This is a genomic window from Delftia sp. DT-2 (assembly GCF_028401915.1).
Classification (GTDB): domain Bacteria; phylum Pseudomonadota; class Gammaproteobacteria; order Burkholderiales; family Burkholderiaceae_C; genus Comamonas; species Comamonas tsuruhatensis.
On record NZ_JAQOTI010000002.1, the window covers coordinates 511390 to 525994 of the forward strand.

A 14605-nucleotide genomic window follows, 5' to 3' on the forward strand; every position below is an offset into this window, starting at 1 on the left:
CTCCTGGTTGTCTCGACTAATCGTGCATTCTCATAAAAAGCACGGTCGTTCGATACTGTGATAACCCTAGTACTACCCCTAGGGTCCGCATTGCGTTGCTCCAGGTCAAAGCTCGCCGGGCCGCCCAGGCCCTCCGTCACGACCGCGGTTCAATCCCAGGCCGGAGCCAGCCCGTCTGGGCTGACCTGGCGGTCGCCGCGCTCCAGCGCGGCGATGCGCTGCATGTCTTCGGCGCCCAGCACCAGCTGGCAGCTGTCCAGGTTGGCCTGCAGGTGGGCGCGCCGGGTGGACGAGGGGATGACGGCATAGCCCATGGCCATGGCCCAGGCCAGAGCCACCTGGGCGGGCGTGGCGCCGCGGGCGGCGGCGACGTCGGCCAGCACGGGATCGGCCAGCAGCTTGCCGTAGCCCAGCGTCATGTACGAGGTGGTGTGGATACCCTGCTGGCGTGCGAAGTCGGTGACGGCGCGGTTTTGCAGATAGGGGCTGAGCTCGATCTGGTTGGTGGCGATGTTCGCGGCGCCCACGGCGACGATGGATTGCTGCAGCAGCGCGATGTTGAAGTTGGACACGCCGATGTGGCGCGTCAGCCCCTGCTCCCTGGCGCGCATGAGGGCGCCCAGGCTGTCCTCCAGCGGCACGCTGCGCGAAGGCCAGTGGATCAGCGTCAGCTCCACATGGTCGGTGCGCAGGGCTTCAAGGCTGCGCTCCAGGCTGGGGATCAGCGCGTCGGCGGACAGGTTCTCGGTCCAGATCTTGGTGGTGAGGAACAGCTGATCGCGCGGCACGGCGCTGGCGGCGATGGCGGCCCCCACATCGGCCTCGTTGCCGTAGATCTGGGCGGTGTCGATGGCGCGGTAGCCCACTTCCAGGGCCTGGCCCACGGAGTGGCGCACCACCTCATCCTTGAGGCGGAAGGTGCCCAGGCCGAAGGCGGGCACCACGGAAGCGAGAGAGGCAGTCGATGTCATGCAGGTCTTTCAAAAAGGCAAAAAAGGCGCGGAACAACGCCTCGAAGACTGCAGTCTGGCGCGTTCACGCTTGCAGATAAAGCCTGGTATCGGCAGAAAATATTTGACGCTGCAGCAACAATTGCGCCAAGCTGGCATCCCATGAAAACCACGCTGGACGAACTGCAGGCCTTTCGCGCCGTGATCGACTGCGGCAGCATCACGGCGGCGGCCGAGCAGTTGGGACAGACCACCTCAGGCATCAGCCGCAGCCTGTCGCGCCTGGAGAAAAAGCTGGCCACCACCTTGGTGCGGCGCACCACGCGCAGCCTGGAGCTGACCGAGGAAGGCGCGCGCTTCCTGGCCCGCACGCGCGAGGTGCTGCAGGCCCTGGACGCGGCCGAGGAGGAACTGGCCGCGCGCCGTGAGGCGCCGGCCGGGCTGCTGCGCGTCAACGCGGCCTCGCCCTTCATGCTGCATGCCATCGTGCCGCTGGTGGGTGAGTTCCGCGCGCTCTATCCGCTGATCACGCTGGAGCTGAACACCGATGACCTGCACATCGACCTGCTGGCCCAGCGCACCGACATCGCCATCCGCATCGGCGAGCTGCGCGACTCCACGCTGCATGCGCGGCTGCTGTGCCACAGCCTGCTGCGCGTGCTGGCCAGCCCCGCCTACCTGCAGGCCCATGGGCCCGTGGCGAGCGTGGCCGCGCTGGCGCGCCACCAGCGCATCGGCAACAGCCAGGTGCCGGGCCTGAACCACTGGCCGCTGCGCACGCCCGAGGGCGGCGACCGCTGGGATGCCGCGCCCCAGCTCACGGCCTCCAGCGGCGAGACCATGCGCCAGCTGGCCCTGGCCGGCCAGGGCGTGGTCTGCCTGGCCGACTTCATGACCGTGCGAGACCGCGCCCAGGGCGAGCTGGTGCAGGTGCTGGCGCGCGAGACCGTGCAGCAGCGCCAGCCCATCCACGCCGTCTACTACCGCAACACGGCGCTGGCCGCGCGCATCACGGCCTTCCTGGACTTTCTCGCGCAGCGCATGGCGGCAGGTTGAGAGGTGGCGTCGCATTCCGGCGCCGCCCCGGGAACGACTGGGAGGCAGCCGGCCGCATCGTCAAGGCGGCCGGCGCGCGCATCGAATAGTCCGCAAGGCCGTCACAGCAGCTTGGTGCCCAGCGGCACCTCGCGGTCGGGCACGCACAGCGCGACCTCGCCGTTCTCGTTGTGGAATCCCGTGACCAGGCATTCCGAGCGCATGGGACCGATCTGCTTGCTGGGAAAGTTCAGCACGGCCACCACCTGGCGGCCTATCAGTTCCTCGGGCCGGTACAGCGCCGTGATCTGGGCGCTGGACTTGCGCAGGCCCAGTTCGGGGCCGAAATCGACCTGCAGCACATAGGCGGGGCGGCGCGCCTCCTTGAACACCTGGGCGTCCACGATGCGGCCCACGCGCAGCTCCACCTTGAGGAAGTCGTCAAAGCCAATGGTCTCGTGCAATGCGGATGAAGTAGTCATGCGGCCATGATGCCGCGCCGCCGGTGCCGGCTTTGTCGAGCAACGCTTGCAGTGCGGGACAGTGGCGGGCTCACGAACGCGCGCAGGCATGCGCAAGCCGTGCCATCGCTTCCTGCTGCGGCAAATGCGTGAGGGCCTTCGCCGCCGGCAGATGCACAGAGCAGAAATAGGCCAGTCCCTGCGGATGGGACAGCATGTCGGCCTGCTCGGCGCAATGGTCGGCAAAGCACAGCCAGGCTCCGTGCAGCGGGCCGGGTTCCTGCGTCGGGTCCTTGTTGCAGACGCTGCAAAGGGCGGGTTGCATGGCGGTCGAATCACAGGAGATGAACAGGCCGCCAGTTTCGCAGCCTCCATGAAAAAGGCCGGCATCGCGTCCGATGCCGGCCTGGTGCGAGGCCCTTCGACAGGCCCCGCAGGGGTTCGCGCCAGGATTACTTGGCGGCGACCACGCGCACCATTTCCAGGCACTTGTTGGAGTAGCCCCACTCGTTGTCGTACCAGGACACGACCTTCACGAAGGTCTTGTCCAGGGCGATGCCGGCTTCGGCATCGAACACCGAGGTGCAGGACTCGCCGCGGAAGTCCGTGGCCACGACCTTGTCTTCGGTGTAGCCCAGCACGCCCTTGAGCGCGCCTTGCGACTGGGCCTTCATTTCGGCGCAGATCTCTTCGTAGCTGGCTTCGCTGTTCAGCTCCACCGTCAGGTCCACCACCGACACGTCGGAGGTGGGCACGCGGAAGGACATGCCGGTCAGCTTCTTGTTGAGCTCGGGAATCACCACGCCCACGGCCTTGGCTGCGCCCGTGCTGGAGGGAATGATGTTTTCCAGGATGCCGCGGCCGCCGCGCCAGTCCTTGTTGCTGGGGCCGTCCACGGTCTTTTGCGTGGCGGTGGCAGCGTGCACGGTGGTCATCAGGCCGCGCTTGATGCCCCACTTGTCGTTGAGCACCTTGGCCACGGGAGCCAGGCAGTTGGTGGTGCAGGAGGCGTTGGAGATGACGTCCTGGCCAGCGTAGGTCTTGCAGTTCACGCCGAAGACGAACATCGGGGTGCTGTCCTTGGAAGGCGCGGACATGATGACCTTCTTGGCGCCGGCAGCCAGGTGCTTGCGTGCGGTCTCGTCGGTCAGGAACAGGCCGGTGGCCTCGATCACGATGTCGGCGCCGACTTCGTTCCACTTCAGGTTGGCGGGGTCGCGCTCCTGCGTCAGGCGGATGGTCTTGCCGTTGACGATCAGGTTGGAGCCCTCCACCGAGACCTCACCCTTGAAGCGGCCGTGCACGCTGTCGTACTTGAGCATGTAGGCCAGGTAGTCGGGCTCGAGCAGGTCGTTGATGCCCACGACTTCGATGTCGCTGAAGTTCTGCACGGCAGCGCGGAACACCATGCGGCCGATGCGGCCGAAGCCGTTGATACCGATCTTGATCGTCATATTTGCCTCTTGGATTGACGGATTGCGAAAAACGGAAAAACTGAAACGGTGAGGGCCAGGCCGGGCCTGGCGGGCGGCAAAAAGGGGCCACAGGCCCCTTCTCGCAGCTTTACTTGCCGGCGCGCTGCAGCGCAGCCTGCACGGTGTCGGCCACGTTCTCGGCCGTGAAGCCGAAGTGCTTGAACAGCACGGGCGCGGGGGCCGATTCGCCGTAGGTGTCGATGCCGACGACAGCGGCGCAGCCGTACTTCCACCAGAAGTCGGTCACGCCCATTTCCACGGCGATGCGCGGCAGGTTGGCCGGCAGCACCTGGCTCTTGTACTTGGCGTCCTGCTTGTCGAAGGTGGTGGTGCTGGGCATGGAGACCACGCGCACGGCGACCTTGCGCTCGGCCAGCAGCTTCTGGGCGGCCAGGGCCAGCTGCACTTCGGAGCCGGTGGCGATGATGACGGCCTGTGCCTTCTTGTTCAGGCCGACGGCCTTGGGCTCGGACAGCACGTAGGCGCCGCAGGCGATGTCGTCCAGCGCGTCTTCGGTCTTGGCTGCGTAGGCCAGGTTCTGGCGCGACAGCAGCAGGGCCGTGGGCTTGTTCTTCTGGCTCAGGGCCACGGTCCAGGCGACGGCGGTTTCCGTGGTGTCGGCAGGGCGCCAGACATCCAGGCCCGGGATCAGGCGCAGCGAGGCGGCGTGCTCGATGGACTGGTGGGTCGGGCCGTCTTCGCCCAGGCCGATGGAGTCGTGCGTGAAGACGTGGACCACGCGCTGCTTCATCAGCGCGGCCATGCGGATGGCGTTGCGGCTGTAGTCGCTGAAGGTCAGGAAGGTGCCTGCGTAGGGGATGTAGCCGCCATGCAGGGCGATGCCGTTCATGATGGCGGCCATGCCGAACTCGCGCACACCGTAGTTGATGTGGCGGCCGATCTTGCCGTCTTCGGTCAGGACCACGGCACCCTTGTCGTCCACGCGCAGCGAAGGCGTGCTCTTGGTGTTGGTCAGGTTGGAGCCGGTCAGGTCGGCAGAGCCGCCCAGCAGTTCGGGCAGGGCTGCGGTCAGGCCCTCCAGGGCCAGCTGGCTGGCCTTGCGGCTGGCCACGGTGGCGCCTGCGTCGTGCGCGTCGGAGGCGATCTGCGCGGCGATCTCGCCGAAGTTGGCGGGCAGGTCACCGGCCATGCGGCGCTTGAATTCGGCAGCCAGTTCGGGGAAGGCCTTGGCGTAGGCGGCGAACTTCTTGTTCCAGGCCGCTTCGGCCTTGGCGCCGGCGGCCTTGGCATCCCAGTCGCCGTAGACGCTGGCGGGGATGTCGAAGGGGCCGTGCTCCCAGCCCAGGGCTGCGCGGGTCAGTGCGATTTCCTCGGCGCCCAGGGGCTCGCCGTGGGCCTTGGCCGTGTCCTGGCGGTTGGGCGAGCCCTTGCCGATGCTGGTCTTGCAGCAGATCAGCGTGGGCTTGTCGCTGCTCTTCTTGGCGGCGGCGATGGCGGCATCGATGGCCTGCACGTTGTGGCCGTCCACGTCGCGCACCACGTTCCAGCCATAGGCTTCGAAGCGGGCGGGCGTGTTGTCGATGAACCAGGGGGCGACCTTGCCGTCGATGGAGATGCCGTTGTCGTCGTACAGCGCCACCAGCTTGCCCAGCTTCCAGGCGCCGGCCAGGGCCGCGGCCTCGTGGCTGATGCCTTCCATCAGGCAGCCGTCACCCAGGAACACGTAGGTGTGGTGGTCGACGATGGCGTGGCCGGGACGGTTGAATTCGGCAGCCAGCAGCTTTTCTGCCAGCGCGAAGCCCACGGCATTGGTGATGCCCTGGCCCAGCGGGCCGGTGGTGGTTTCCACGCCGGGGGTGATGCCCACTTCGGGGTGGCCGGCCGTCTTGCTGTGCAGCTGGCGGAAGTTCTTGAGCTCGTCGATCGGCAGCGCGTAGCCCGTGAGGTGCAGCAGCGCGTAGATCAGCATGGAGCCGTGGCCATTGGACAGGATGAAGCGGTCACGGTCAGCCCATTGCGGGTTGACGGGGTTGTGCTTGAGGTGACGGCTCCACAGTGCCACGGCCATGTCGGCCATGCCCATGGGGGCGCCGGGGTGGCCGGAGTTGGCTTGTTGAACGGCATCCATTGCGAGTGCGCGGATCGCATTCGCCATTTGTTGAGTGTTGGCCATCAGGGCGCTCCGTGAAGGAGGGGGTAATCAGAGTAAGCCGGCTATTTTAAAGGACGCGGGTTTTTGGCTCCCGCGCGCGGGGCAATGGCCGCTGGCAATGGTCTACAGTTGCGCTCCATGACCGCCTCGCCCATCCAGCCGTTCCCCGCCGCCAAGGCGCTTTTCCTCACCGAGCAGCCACCAGCCATGCTGCTGGCCGCAGGCCGTGGCGAGCGCATGCGGCCGCTGACCGACACCTGCCCCAAGCCGCTGCTGCAGGTGCAGGGCCGGCCGCTGCTGCAGCACCACCTGCAGGCCCTTGCGCAGGCCGGCGTGCGCCGCGCCGTGGTCAACACGGGCTGGCTGGGCGAGCAGATTCCCGCGCGCTTCGGGGAGCGCTTCGCGCCCGACACAGGTGGCGAGCCGCTGCATCTGGCCTATTCCCCCGAGCCCGAGCAGGCGCTGGAGACCGCAGGAGGCATTGCGCGCGCGCTGCCGCTTCTGGACACGGTGTTCTGGCTGGCGGCCGGCGATGTCTACGCGCCCGACTTTGATTTCCCGTTCGAGGCGGCCCGCGAATTTGCCGCCAGCGGACGGCTGGCCCATCTGTGGCTGGTGCCCAACCCCGAGCACCATCGGCGTGGCGACTTCGGCGTGGACGAACTGGGCCTGGCCTGCGACTGGCCCGAGGGCGATGCCCGCCCGCGCCAGACCTACGGCACCATTGCGCTGCTGCGCGCCGAGCTGTTTGCCCAGCCCTGGTGCGACATCCCGCCCGGCAACCCCGAGGGCTGCCGCGTGCCGCTGGTATCGCTGCTGCGCCGCGCCATGGCGGCCGGCCAGGTGGGCGCCAGCCTGTACACGGGCCGCTGGACCGACGTGGGCACGCCCGAGCGGCTGGAACGCCTCAACGCGCCGGGCTGATACACCGCGCGCCGGTGAGTGCGGCCTGGCTGCTCAGCCGCTCGGCGCCCTGCCCCCTGCACCGGCAGGCAGCGGCAGGCGCTTCGTGATAGCGTCGCCGGTTCGGCCCAGCGGCGCGCCAGAAAGCCTTTTGATGAGTGTGATCCAGTATGTGATGTTCCTGGCCCTGGTGGGCCTGGCCACGTTTTGCCAGAACCTGACGGGCTTTGCCTTCGGGCTGATCTTCGTGGGCGTGGCCGGTGCCACGCACCTGATGGGCATTGGCGATGCGGCCAACGTGGCCTGCCTGCTGTCCGTGGTCAACGGCGTGGCCTACCTGCGCGCCCACCGCCAGGTGCCGCAGTGGACGCTGCTCAAGCCCATGCTGATCAGCAGCGTCATCGGCGTGATCGGCGGCGTGCTGCTGCTGCAGTGGCTCAGCGGCAATGCGCTGAGCGGGCTGCGCATGCTGCTGGGCCTGGCCATCGTGGCCTGCGCGCTGTTGCTGTTGCTGCAAAAGCAGGTCAACGCGCAGGTGTCGGGGCCGGTGTCGCTGTGGGTGGCCGGTGTGGCCTCGGGGCTGCTGGGCGGGCTGTTTGCCACGCCGGGCCCGCCCATGGTCTACCACCTGTACCGCCAGCCGCTGGACCGCCTGGTGGTGCGCCAGTGCCTGTTTGCCATGTTCCTCACCTGCGCGCTGCTGCGCCTGGCGATGGTGGCCTGGGAGGGCGAGATCACCGCCAGCGTGCTGCTGGCCGCAGCCCTGGCCTTTCCCGTGGTGACGGTGGTGACCTGGCTGCACATGCGCCATCCGCCCGCCCTGCCCAAGCGGCTGGTGGAATGGATGGTCTGCCTGCTGCTGGTGCTGTCGGGCGCCAGCCTGCTGGTGTCCGGCTGGAACGCCAGCCACCCCCAGCCCGTGGTGCCCGATGACGCGATGGCCATGGCCGTGCCCCAGCGCTCACCGGCTGCGGCTGCGGCCCCCGCGCCGCGCTGAAAGCAAAAAAGCCCGCCAGGCAGACCGGCGGGCTTTTTTGAAGGGGACGGAACCGATCAGTTCACGACCTGCTGCAGCGAACCGGCAGCGTACTTGGCGGCCATCTGCTCCAGCGTGTAGCCCTTGATCTTGGCACCCTGGCCTTCGCAGCCGAACTCGATGTAGCGGGCCTTGCAGATCTGCTTGGCGGCTTCGCGGGCAGGCTTGAGCCATTCGCGGGCATCGAACTTCTCGGGGTTCTCGGCCAGGAACTTGCGCACGGCGCCGGTCATCGCCAGGCGGATGTCGGTGTCGATGTTGATCTTGCGCACGCCGTGCTTGATGGCTTCCTGGATTTCCTCGACGGGCACGCCGTAGGTTTCCTTCATGGCGCCGCCGTACTGGCGGATGATTTCCAGCAGCTCCTGGGGCACGGAGGAGGAGCCGTGCATGACCAGGTGGGTGTTGGGCAGGCGCGCGTGGATTTCCTTGACGCGCTGGATGGACAGGATGTCGCCCGTGGGCTTGCGCGTGAACTTGTAGGCGCCGTGGCTGGTGCCGATGGCAATGGCCAGCGCGTCCAGCTGCGTGGCCTTGACGAACTGGGCCGCTTCCTCGGGGTCGGTCAGCAGGGCCGAGTGGTCGAGCACGCCTTCGGCGCCGACGCCGTCTTCCTCGCCGGCCATGCCGGTTTCCAGCGAGCCCAGGCAGCCGAGTTCACCTTCGACGGTGGCGCCCAGCTTGTGGGCCATTTCCACGACCTTGCGGGTCACGTCCACGTTGTATTCGAAGGAGGAAGGCGTCTTGCCGTCTTCCATCAGCGAGCCGTCCATCATCACCGAGCCGAAGCCCAGGTTCAGCGCGCCCTGGCAGATGGCGGGCGAGGTGCCGTGGTCCTGGTGCATGACCAGGGGGATGTGGGGATACTGCTCGGCGGCGGCCTGGATCAGGTGCTTGATGAAGGGCTCGCCGGCGTACTTGCGGGCGCCTGCGCTGGCCTGCAGGATGACGGGCGCGCCCACTTCGTCGGCGGCCGACATCACGGCTTGCACCTGCTCCAGGTTGTTGACGTTGAAGGCGGGAAGACCGTAGCCGTTTTCGGCAGCGTGGTCCAGCAGTTCGCGCATCGAAACGAGAGGCATGTGTAGGGTCCGTATCAAGTTGTTGAGAGGGGGATGCCCCTGCCGCATGGCAGCCGCCGCTGCGTCATGGGTGCGCTGCGGGGCCACGGCCGGGGGATCGCGGCAGTAACCGCTTGGTAACTGGCGATTTTAACCAGCTGCCGCCAACCCTGTCCCGGGCATTCCCATGCGGTAGCAGGTCGTGAAGCCTTCGGGCGGCGCGGCCTCGCCAAAGCTTCCCTGGTGGGCGCGCAGCACGCGCGCCACGATCTCGTGGCCCAGGTGCAGGCTGTCCACGGGCGCCGTCGCGCGCTCTGCGCCGTCACGGCGGCCGTCGTCGCAGACCTGCAGCCAGACCTCGCCGTCGGGCCCCTGCCCGGCCTGGACTTCGATCTGCGTGCCGTGCGGCGTGTGCTTGAGGGCGTTTTCCACCAGATTGCGCAGCGCCAGCTCCAGCAGCACGGCATTGCCCATCACGCCCAGTGCCTCAGGCGCCTGCACGGACAGGCTGCAGTCGCGCTGCCAGGCCGCCTGCGCATGGGCGGCCACCACCTGCCGGGCCAGCGCGGCCAGGTCCACAGGCACGGGTGGCTCGGCCAGCATGGCGCGGCCTGCGCGCGCCAGTGCCAGCAGCTGGCTGAGCACATGGCCGGCATGCAGCGCGTCCCGGCCTATCTGCGCCAGCGCCTGGCGCTGGGCCGGTGCGTCCATGGCACCGGCCGGCGCATCGCCCAGGGCACGCGCCTGCAAGGCGATGGAGGCCAGCGGCGTGCGCAGTTCATGGGCCACTTCGTTGGCCAGGCTGCGCTCTCGCTCCAGCGCCTCCTGCTGGCGGTCCAGCAAGGTGTTGATGGAGTTCACCACGGGCATGAATTCCCGCAGCGCGTGGCGATGCGAGACGCGCTCGGCCTGGGCCAGGTCCAGGCGCTCCACCTCGCGCGAGAGTTCGTTGAGCGGCCGCATGCCCCGGCGAATGGCCAGCCCCAGCGCCAGCGCCACCACGGGCAGCAGCCACAGGCCGGGCTCGATCATCTGGCCGGCAATGTCGTCGGCCAGTTCGTCGCGCTCCTGCAGCTCGATCATCACGCTGACCTTGCGCGCATGGTCGCGGCTCCACTGGGTGAAGCTGCGCCAGGCGCGGCGCTCCGGGCCCAGGCGCAGGGTGGCAAAGCCCTGCTCGGTGTCGAAGAAGGGCTCGGGCGCATCGCCGGTGCGCGAGATGAGCCGGCCCGAGCCATCCCACAGGGCCACGCTCAGCGACTGCTGGTAGTCGTGGGCCATGAGGCCGGGGGGCTCATGCACGGGCGTGGCTGCTCCCTGGCCTACGGCGCCTGCGACTTCCAGGTTGAGCACCAGCGCAGCCACACCGGCCAGGTGGCCGTCGGTGAGCTCGTCGGCCTCGTGCACGCCGGTCTGGTAGCCCAGCGCCACGAAGCTGGCCCAGACCACGACCAGCGCGCCCAGCATCCAGGCCATCAGATGCCAGATCAGCGAGGGGCGGCGGTCCGGCGCGGTGCTCATGTGTTCTCCACGGGCAGGAAGTAGCCCACGCCACGCATGGTGACGATGCTGGCATTGCCCAGCTTCTTGCGCAGGTGGTGGATGTGGACTTCGACGGCATTGCTTTCCACGGCCGTGCCCCAGCTGTAGAGATGTTCCTCGATCTGCTGGCGCGAGAGCACGCGCCCGCGCGCCTGCAGCAGCACCCAGAGCACCGAGAACTCGCGCGGCGACATCTCCACCAGCTTTCCGTCGCGGCGCACGGTGCGCGCGGCCGGGTCGACCTCCAGCTCGCCATGGCGGATCACGGGTGCCGCCTGGCCTCCTGCGCGGCGCAGCATGGCGCGCAGCCGCGCCTCCAGCTCGTCGATGTCGAAGGGCTTGACCAGGTAGTCATCGGCACCCAGGTCCAGCCCGGCGATGCGCTCGCGCACCTGGTCGCGCGCGGTGAGGATGAGCACGGGCGTGTTGGGGTCCGGCAGGGCGTGGCTGTCGCCACCCGGGCGGCGCGGGCTCCGCAGGCGGCGCAGGATCTCGCTGCCATCGCCATCCGGCAGGCCCAGGTCCAGCAGCACGGCGTCGAAGCGCTCCATCTCCAGCGCATGCCAGGCATCGGCCACGGTGGAGCAGACGTCGACCGCATAGCGGCGCTGTTGCAGATTGGCCTGCAGGCCTGCGGCAATGCCCGCATTGTCTTCGACGACCAGTATTCGCATGCTCGCATTGTGCAATGGCCGCTGCCGGCTGCGGCGCCAGACGATGGCCGCACGCCGGGGCATGCGTTAAGACGGGTTTAAGCCGCGCTTCTCATGCTGCCGGCCATGCCGACACCTGAACCCCGAGATTTTTCCGCCGCCCCTGCGCAGGGCCCCTCCTTCAAAAGCACCCTGCTGTGGACCCTGGCGGCGCTGGCCGTGGTCCTGGCCTGGGATGCCGGCGCCCTGGACCTGGCCATGGCCCGCTGGTTTGGCGACGCCGATGGCTTTGCGCTGCGTTCGGACTGGTTCTTCGTGAACATCGCCCACGAAAGCGCACGCCGCCTGGCCTGGCTGGTGGTGCTGGGCCTGACGCTGTGCGTCTGGCGGCCCATCGGCCCGCTGCGCCTGCTGCCTCACGGGCGGCGCGTGCAGCTGGTGGCGGGCATCTTGCTGTCGCTGGCCCTGATCTCGCTGCTCAAGTACACCAGCGCGACCAGTTGCCCCTGGGACCTGGCCGAGTTCGGCGGCGTGGCGCGCCATGTCTCGCACTGGTCGCTGGGCCTGGCCGATGGCGGGCCGGGGCGCTGCTTTCCCGCAGGCCATGCCTCGGCAGGCTTTGCCTTTCTGGCCGGGTATTTCGCGCTGCGCCGCCATGCACCGCGCGCAGCCTGGATCTGGCTGGCCGTCTCGCTGGCCGCAGGCCTGTCGATGGGCCTGGCCCAGCAGATGCGCGGCGCCCATTTCATGAGCCACACGCTGTGGACCGGCTGGCTGTGCTGGACGGCGGGCTGGCTCTTCGACCTGGCGGTCACGCGTGCGCTGCGGACCCGGGACAGCGCGCCTGACTCCCTGTGGCCCGCCGCCAGCCTTCCGCCTTCCGCACCCTGATCGAGCCTTGCCATGCTGCCCCTGGACCCCGCCCTGTTCACGCTGCTGAACGCCAACGCGCAAACGCCCGCCATCTCGATCGAGGCGGCGCGCGCCATCTCCTCCTGGCTTCCCTCGCTGTGCGCCCTTCCCGTGATGGCCGGGCTGCTGCGCGGCTCGCCCGCCCTGCGCCGCACGCTGGTGCTGGCCCTGCTGTCCATGCTGGCCGCCTGGGCCGTGGCGCGGCTGATCCGCTGGGGCTTCCCAGCGCCGCGTCCTGCCCAGCTGGGCATGGGTGTGCAATGGGTGGATCACGCGCTGCGGTCCAGCTTTCCGAGCATGCACGCCACGGGCGCCTTTGCCCTGGCCCAGGCGCTGACCCTGGGCGGCACGCGCCACCGCCGCTGGGTCATGGTGTCAGCCTGGTCGCTGGCCCTGGGCATGGGCTGGAGCCGCGTGCACCTGGGCGTGCACTTCCCGTCCGATGTGGTCGGCGGTGCCATCGTGGGCATCTGCAGCGCCACCCTGGTCTGGCATGCCGCGCTGTGGCGCCGCCTTGCCGTCATGCCCAACCTGCTGCCCTACAACGCACGAACCCACTCAGGCAGGTCCCAATAGACCATGGCGAAGGCATAGCGCACCGCACATAAAACTGGCGCTCCCCAAAACGAGGGACACCGAGCAAGGGCCGCCCCGCCGCGAGGGTGTCGTCCCCCCCGCGTAGCGAGAGGGGGAAGGCGCGAAGCGCCTCAGGGGGTTAGTTCACACGACATATCTTGAGCATGTTGGTGCCACCGGGCTGGCCCATGGGCTCGCCGCAGGTGATGGCGTAGACATCGCCGCTTTGCACGATGTTGCGCGCGCGCAGATGGCCTTCGGCCTGGTCCAGCGCGGTGTCGCGGTCGGCGCTGGTGTCCATGAGCAGGGGGCGCACGTTGCGGTACATGGCCATCTTGCGCTGCGTGGAGATCTTGGGCGTGAGCGCGTAGATGGGGATGTGGATGCGGTGGCGGCTCATCCACAGCGCGGTGGAGCCGCTGTCCGTCATGGCGACGATGGCCTTGGCGCCCAGGTGGTGGGCCGTGAACAGCGCGCCGATGGCGATCGACTGGTCGATGCGCGAGAACTGGCGGCCGGTGAACTCGGCATCGCTGTCCGGGTCTTCGGCCGCTTCCGCGGCGGTGCAGATCTTGGCCATTTCCTGCACGGTCTCCAGCGGGTACCTGCCGGCGGCGGTCTCGGCGCTGAGCATGACGGCGTCCGTGCCGTCCAGCACGGCGTTGGCCACGTCGCTGACCTCGGCGCGCGTGGGCACGGGGTTGGTGATCATGCTCTCCATCATCTGCGTGGCGGTGATCACGAACTTGTCCATGTCGCGCGCCATGCGGATCATCTTCTTTTGCAGCGCGGGCACGGCCGCGTTGCCCACTTCCACGGCCAGGTCGCCGCGCGCCACCATGATGCCGTCGGAGACATGCAGGATCTCTTCCAGGCGCGGAATGGCCTCGGCGCGCTCGATCTTGGCAATCAGGCCGGGCTTGTGGCCGTACTGGGCCGCAGCCACGTTGCACAGCTGGCGCGCCATCTCCATGTCGGTGGCGTTCTTGGGAAAGCTCACGGCCACGTAGTCGGCCTGGAAGCTCATGGCGGTCTTGATGTCCTCCATGTCCTTGGCCGTCAGCGCCGGGGCCGTCAGGCCGCCGCCCTGCTTGTTGATGCCCTTGTTGTTGGACAGCTCGCCGCCGAGCTTGACGGTGGTGTGCACCTCGTCGCCGCGCACATGGTCCACGGTGAGCACGATCAGGCCGTCGTTGAGCAGCAGCACGTCGCCGGGCTTCACGTCGCGCGGCAGTTCCTTGTAGTCCAGGCCCACGCCGTTGATGTCGCCGGGCTCGGTGCGCGATGCGTCGAGCACGAAGCGCGCGCCGGGCTCCAGCATGACCTTGCCTTCGGCGAACTTGCCGACGCGGATCTTGGGGCCCTGCAGGTCGGCCATGATGGCCACCTCGCGGCCTGCGCGCTGGGCCGCCTCGCGCACCATGGTGGCGCGGTCGATGTGGTCCTGCGCCTTGCCGTGGCTGAAATTCAGGCGCACCACGTTGACGCCTTCGCGCACCATCTGTTCCAGCAGTTGCGGGTCGCTGGAAGCGGGGCCCAGGGTGGCGACGATCTTGGTGGCACGGCTCACTTGCATGGAATGTCTCTCGCTCAGGGTTTGTAATCGGGTTTCAATTCTCACACGAATGCGGTTACATGAAGGCAACATTCCGGCATGCGGTGCGGGCCTGAAGCGTACACACAAGTGAAACTGACGTCATGTTCAAGTAAATCTGACGTCATCCCAAAAACAATGCCCACAAAGACAATCATCAATAGCAAACACTAACTATACTGCCAGCCAAGCTGGCAGTACATAGCGCATTCTTAGCTGTCGCATCCCGGACGATTGCATAGACTCTAAACGCTATCCACTCTTCATGGCCCGAGCCGTTCTAAAGGAGTTGAT

General features: G+C 67.9%; 15 protein-coding genes. 6 read left to right on the plus strand and 9 right to left on the minus strand.

The genetic code is table 11. The features are described from left to right. Positions 1 to 149: 149 nt before the first annotated feature. Positions 150 to 971, minus strand: a complete 822-nt coding sequence (dkgB, locus tag PO605_RS04855) for a 2,5-didehydrogluconate reductase DkgB (protein ID WP_047475233.1) — start codon at positions 969 to 971, stop codon at positions 150 to 152. Here dkgB and PO605_RS04860 point away from each other — a divergent pair. Both PO605_RS04860 and PO605_RS04865 read left to right on the plus strand, forming a co-directional pair. Next, positions 970 to 1116, plus strand: coding sequence for a hypothetical protein (locus tag PO605_RS04860; RefSeq protein ID WP_156136162.1), 147 nt, complete (start codon positions 970 to 972; stop codon positions 1114 to 1116). The genes dkgB and PO605_RS04860 overlap by 2 nt on opposite strands. Continuing rightward, positions 1113 to 2006, plus strand: coding sequence for a LysR family transcriptional regulator (locus tag PO605_RS04865; RefSeq protein ID WP_017406318.1), 894 nt, complete (start codon positions 1113 to 1115; stop codon positions 2004 to 2006). The genes PO605_RS04860 and PO605_RS04865 overlap by 4 nt, the downstream gene beginning before the upstream one ends. A gap of 101 nt (positions 2007 to 2107) precedes the next feature. Here the strand turns inward: PO605_RS04865 and PO605_RS04870 are convergent, their stop codons facing one another. The 4 genes from PO605_RS04870 to tkt form a co-directional block, all read right to left on the minus strand. Next, entirely contained in the window at positions 2108 to 2467 is a 360-nt protein-coding gene (locus tag PO605_RS04870; RefSeq protein WP_026062619.1) for a tRNA-binding protein, read from the minus strand. Positions 2468 to 2537: 70 nt separating this feature from the next. Beyond that, positions 2538 to 2771: a hypothetical protein gene (locus PO605_RS04875; RefSeq protein WP_047475235.1), complete on the minus strand. Its 234-nt coding sequence runs from the start codon at positions 2769 to 2771 to the stop codon at positions 2538 to 2540. 127 nt (positions 2772 to 2898) lie between these two features. Beyond that, positions 2899 to 3900: a type I glyceraldehyde-3-phosphate dehydrogenase gene (gene gap, locus PO605_RS04880; RefSeq protein ID WP_012202871.1), complete on the minus strand. Its 1002-nt coding sequence runs from the start codon at positions 3898 to 3900 to the stop codon at positions 2899 to 2901. 109 nt (positions 3901 to 4009) lie between these two features. Beyond that, a complete protein-coding gene (tkt, locus tag PO605_RS04885; protein WP_047475237.1) occupies positions 4010 to 6055 on the minus strand; it encodes a transketolase in 2046 nt (681 codons plus the stop codon). A gap of 117 nt (positions 6056 to 6172) precedes the next feature. On the opposite strand from tkt, the gene PO605_RS04890 reads away from it, so the two are divergent. Together PO605_RS04890 and PO605_RS04895 are read left to right on the plus strand one after the other, a co-directional pair. Next, positions 6173 to 6958 (plus strand): nucleotidyltransferase family protein, encoded by a 786-nt coding sequence (locus PO605_RS04890; protein WP_272206153.1) that lies wholly within the window; start codon positions 6173 to 6175, stop codon positions 6956 to 6958. Positions 6959 to 7091: 133 nt separating this feature from the next. Continuing rightward, positions 7092 to 7934, plus strand: a complete 843-nt coding sequence (locus PO605_RS04895; protein WP_047473431.1) for a sulfite exporter TauE/SafE family protein — start codon at positions 7092 to 7094, stop codon at positions 7932 to 7934. A gap of 56 nt (positions 7935 to 7990) precedes the next feature. Here the strand turns inward: PO605_RS04895 and fba are convergent, their stop codons facing one another. The 3 genes from fba to PO605_RS04910 all read right to left on the minus strand — a co-directional run bounded on the left by fba (position 7991) and on the right by PO605_RS04910 (position 11250). After that, the gene (gene fba, locus PO605_RS04900) at positions 7991 to 9055 is read right to left on the minus strand and encodes a class II fructose-bisphosphate aldolase (RefSeq protein ID WP_013804528.1); all 1065 of its coding nucleotides are present in this window, start codon (positions 9053 to 9055) and stop codon (positions 7991 to 7993) included. Positions 9056 to 9184: 129 nt separating this feature from the next. Next, entirely contained in the window at positions 9185 to 10555 is a 1371-nt protein-coding gene (locus PO605_RS04905) for a sensor histidine kinase (RefSeq protein WP_047473432.1), read from the minus strand. Then, positions 10552 to 11250 carry a response regulator transcription factor gene (locus tag PO605_RS04910; protein WP_047473433.1) on the minus strand — a complete coding sequence of 233 codons (699 nt, stop codon included), beginning with the start codon at positions 11248 to 11250 and terminating at the stop codon, positions 10552 to 10554. Before PO605_RS04910 ends, PO605_RS04905 begins: the two co-directional genes overlap by 4 nt. Positions 11251 to 11343: 93 nt before the next feature. Between PO605_RS04910 and PO605_RS04915 the strand changes: the two genes are divergently transcribed. Together PO605_RS04915 and PO605_RS04920 are read left to right on the plus strand one after the other, a co-directional pair. Further along, positions 11344 to 12120, plus strand: a complete 777-nt coding sequence (locus PO605_RS04915; protein WP_047473434.1) for a phosphatase PAP2 family protein — start codon at positions 11344 to 11346, stop codon at positions 12118 to 12120. 12 nt (positions 12121 to 12132) lie between these two features. Further along, the gene (locus PO605_RS04920; RefSeq protein ID WP_047473436.1) at positions 12133 to 12717 is read left to right on the plus strand and encodes a phosphatase PAP2 family protein; all 585 of its coding nucleotides are present in this window, start codon (positions 12133 to 12135) and stop codon (positions 12715 to 12717) included. Positions 12718 to 12856: 139 nt separating this feature from the next. On the opposite strand, the gene pyk is transcribed toward PO605_RS04920, so the two are convergent. Beyond that, positions 12857 to 14293 (minus strand): pyruvate kinase, encoded by a 1437-nt coding sequence (gene pyk / locus PO605_RS04925; protein ID WP_047473438.1) that lies wholly within the window; start codon positions 14291 to 14293, stop codon positions 12857 to 12859. Positions 14294 to 14605 lie beyond the last annotated feature (312 nt).